The sequence below is a fragment of the Acidovorax delafieldii 2AN genome, assembly GCF_000175235.1.
Taxonomy (GTDB): Bacteria; Pseudomonadota; Gammaproteobacteria; order Burkholderiales; family Burkholderiaceae_C; genus Acidovorax; species Acidovorax delafieldii_B.
Map to the genome: position 1 here is coordinate 1 of NZ_ACQT01000300.1, position 3,831 is coordinate 3,831.

Below are 3,831 nucleotides of genomic sequence, written 5' to 3' on the forward strand. Positions count from 1 at the left end.
CTGCAGCCGCGTGGGTGCGTGGTCCTGCGGCGTGAACGCGCGCATGGCGCCGGCCGAGATCGACGCCTTCGCCGCCAAGGCCGACGCGCGCGTGGTGTTCTTCACGGCTGCGGCGTCGCGCAGCGCGGCCGCGCATGCCGAGCGCTTCGCGGCGGTGGAATCGGCGCTGCCGGGCATGCAGCACAGCGCCTTGCGTCCGGACGCGCAACCCGAAGCAGTCCCGCTGCGCGACACGGTGGCAGCGCTGATCTTCACCTCCGGCACCACGGGGCAACCCAAGGGCGTGATGCTCACGCACGAGGCGCTGATCCATTTCGCGCGCGTGTCGGGCGCCTCGCGCGCGCTGGGCCCGCAGGACCGCAGCTACGCCTTCGTGCCCATGACCCATATTTTCGGTCTGGGCACGGTGCTGATCAGCTCGCTGCTGGCCGGCGCGCAGCTCGTCATGCGCCCGCAGTTCGACCCGGATGACCTGCTGGATGCGCTGGCCCACCATGGTGTGTCGCAGCTGCAGGGGCCGCCCGCGCTGTTCTCGCGCCTGCTGGCACACCTGCAGGAACGCGGCATCCAGCGGCCCGAGGCGCCAGCGCTGCGCTACCTCTACACCGGGGCGGGTCCGCTGGACCTGGCGCTGAAAAAGCGCGTGGAGGCCGCCTTTGGCCAGGCACTGCACCACGGCTATGGCCTGTCGGAATACGCAGGCTCGGTGCACCTCACGCGTCTGGGCGAGCAGCGCCCCGACACCAGTGCCGGCTACGCGGTGGCCGAGGCCGAGGTGCGCGTGACCGATCCGGCCACCGGCCAGCCGCTTCCGCTGGGCGAGCGCGGCGAGCTGTGGATCCGTGGCCGGGGGCTGATGCCCGGCTACTTCCGCGACCCGGCGGCCACGGCTGCGGTGATGCGCGAAGGCGGCTGGTACGCCAGCGGCGACCTGGGCGAGATGCATGCCGACGGCGCGCTGTTCGTGGTGGGGCGCCTGAAGGAGATGATCATCCGCTCGGGCTTCAACGTCTATCCGGCCGAGGTGGAGACGGCACTCAACACCCACCCCAGCGTGCAGCGCTCGGCCGTGGTGGGCCGCCCCGTGGAAGACGGCAACGAAGACATCGTGGCCTTCGTCGAACTGCGCCCCGGCGCCACACTGGATACCGACGCCATGCAGGCGCACCTGCGCGAACTGCTCGCACCCTACAAGCGCCCGTCGCACATCGTGGCGCTGGCCGAGCTGCCTACCAATACCAACGGCAAGGTGCTCAAGCGCACTTTGAAAGACCAGGCCCTGACCCTGACCGCCTGAACTACAGGAGACACACCATGCAAACCTCCCCATCCCGCCGCAGCTTCATCGCCTGCAGCCTGCTTGCCGCCACCCATCCGCTGGCGGCGCTCGCGGCCGATCCCTGGCCCAGCCGGCCGGTGCGCTTCATCGTGCCGTTTCCGCCCGGCGGCCCGGTGGACACCACGGCCCGCGTGTTCAGCCACAAGCTCTCCGAGATCTGGAGGACGCCCACCGTGATCGACAACCGCGCCGGCGCGGGCGGCGTGGTGGGCGCCACGGCCGCCGCTAAGGAGGCGCCCGACGGCTACGGCCTGTTCGTCGGCGCCATCCACCATTCGGTCAACCCGGCGCTGATGGGCAAGCTGCCCTACGACATCGAGAAAGACTTCGCGCCCATCAGCTTCGCGGCCATGTTCCCGGTGTTCATCGTGGCGCACCCCTCGGTGCCTGCCAACTCCATCCAGGAACTGATCGCGCTGGCCAAGAGGGGCACGCCGCTGGCCTACGGCTCGTCGGGCAACGGCGGCGGCACGCACCTGGCGGGCGAACTGTTCAACATGGAGGCGGGCACCAAGCTGCAGCACATCCCCTACAAGGGCAGTGCCCCGGCCATGAACGACCTGCTGGGCGGCCAGGTGCAGCTCATGTTCAGCGACGCGCCCACGGCACTGCAGCACATCAAGAGCGGCCGCGTGAAGGTGCTGGGCGTGGCCAGCCGCCAGCGCTCGGCCATGCTGCCCGACGTGCCCACGGGCGTGGAATCCGGCCTGCCGGGCTACGAGGCGTATTCGTGGGCCGCGCTGTTCGCGCCCGCCAAGACGCCGCAAGCCGTGCTGGACAAGATCAATGCCGACTTCAACACCGCCACGAAGGACCCCGCCGTGCGACAGCGCCTGCTGGACGCCGGCGCCGAGGCCGACCCCGGCACGCAGGAGCAGATGCGCCAGCGCCTGCGCAGCGAACTGGACAAGTGGGCCAAGGTCATCAAGACGGCCGGAATCACGCCGGGCTGATGCCACGGCGAAGACGCCCTTTCAGATTGTCGAATTGAAGTGATGCGGTGGCCGGGGCATGCTGTGCTCCGTACTGCCAAGCCTTCCCCCCAAAACATGCACCTGACCGCACAGACCCATTACCAGGCCGAGCTCGATGCCGGCCGCTTTTGCCTGCAGCACTGCCCGCAGTGCCAGCACCATGTGTTCACGCCGCGCGAGCTGTGCCCGCACTGCGGCGCCAGCCCTCTGCGCTGGGTGCGCGCCAGCGGCCTGGGCACCGTGTATTCGACCACCACCATTGCGCGCAAGGCGGACGCGGGGGGCAACTACAACGTGGCGCTGATCGACCTGGACGAAGGCGTGCGCATGATGAGCCGCGTGGAGGGCCTGGCGCCCGAAGCCGTGCGCATCGGCCAGCGCGTGCAGGCCCATGTGGCGCAGAAGGACGGGCGTGGTCTGGTGCTGTTCCAGCCCGCAGCGCAAGGGGGTGCCGCATGAGCCGCGTTCCGCAATCCCACCTGGACGCAACCGCCGTGAACCGCCCCCTGCGCGGGCGCGCGGCCATCGTTGGCGCCGCCACCTATGGCTGCGGTGAGGCGCCCGGCATGGACGACATGACGCTGCTGGTGCGTGCCGCGCACGCGGCCGTGGCCGATGCGGGCCTGACCATGCAGGACATCGACGGCCTGGCCACCTGCAGCGTGAACGCCAGCATGTGGACCATGCCCGTGATCGAACACCTGGGCATCAACCCGACCTACGTGGACGGCACGATGATCGGCGGCTCGAGCTTCATTGCCCACCTGCTGCCCGCCATGCGCGCGCTGGAGGCGGGCCAATGCAAGGCCGTGCTGGTGTGCTACGGCAGTGCGCAGCGGTCCGCCACCTTCGGCCGCAAGGAAAGCGTGGCCGCGCGCCGTTTCCTGGACCCACAGCCCTACGAGCATCCCTACGAGCCCGTGCTGCCCGTGTCCGCCTATGCGCTGGCCGCTGCACGCCACATGCACGAGTTCGGCACCACGCGCGAACAACTGGCCGAGGTGGCCGTGGCCGCCCGCGCCTGGGCGCAGCAGAACCCCGAAGCCTTCATGCGCGACCCGCTCACCATTGAGGACGTGCTCGCGGCCCGGCCCATCGCCAGCCCGCTCACGGTGCGCGACTGCTGCTTGGTGACAGATGGCGGCGGCGCCCTCGTGCTCACCCGCGCCGATCGCGCGCGCGACCTGCCCAACCCGCCCGTCTATGTGCTGGGCAATGCCACGGCGATCTGGAACCGCCAGATCTCCTGCATGCCCGACCTGACCACGACGGCGGCCGCCCAGTCGGGCGCCCAGGCCTTCGCGATGGCGGGGCTTCGCGCGGCCGACATGGACATGGCTCAGCTCTACGACGCCTTCACCATCAACACACTGCTGTTCCTGGAAGACCTGGGCTTTTGCGCCAAGGGCGAGGGCGGCGCCTTCGTGCAGGGCGGCGGCATCGCGCCCGGCGGGCGCCTGGCCGTGAACACCAATGGCGGCGGCCTGTCGTGCGTGCCACCCGGGCATGTACGGCATC

General features: G+C 70.1%; 3 protein-coding genes and 1 pseudogene. All 4 read left to right on the forward strand.

The annotated features are described in order from the left end of the window. Positions 1-1,297, forward strand: a 1,297-nt coding sequence (locus ACDELDRAFT_RS20010; protein WP_005799872.1) for a class I adenylate-forming enzyme family protein, incomplete at its 5' end; no start/stop codon positions are given. 17 nt (positions 1,298-1,314) lie between these two features. Continuing rightward, positions 1,315-2,292, forward strand: coding sequence for a Bug family tripartite tricarboxylate transporter substrate binding protein (locus tag ACDELDRAFT_RS20015; RefSeq protein ID WP_005799873.1), 978 nt, complete (start codon positions 1,315-1,317; stop codon positions 2,290-2,292). Between the two features lie 96 nt (positions 2,293-2,388). After that, the gene (locus ACDELDRAFT_RS20020) at positions 2,389-2,772 is read left to right on the forward strand and encodes a Zn-ribbon domain-containing OB-fold protein (protein WP_005799874.1); all 384 of its coding nucleotides are present in this window, start codon (positions 2,389-2,391) and stop codon (positions 2,770-2,772) included. Further along, a pseudogene (locus ACDELDRAFT_RS20025) lies at positions 2,769-3,831 on the forward strand (acetyl-CoA acetyltransferase); the annotation flags it as partial. The gene ACDELDRAFT_RS20020 and the pseudogene ACDELDRAFT_RS20025, both read left to right, overlap by 4 nt.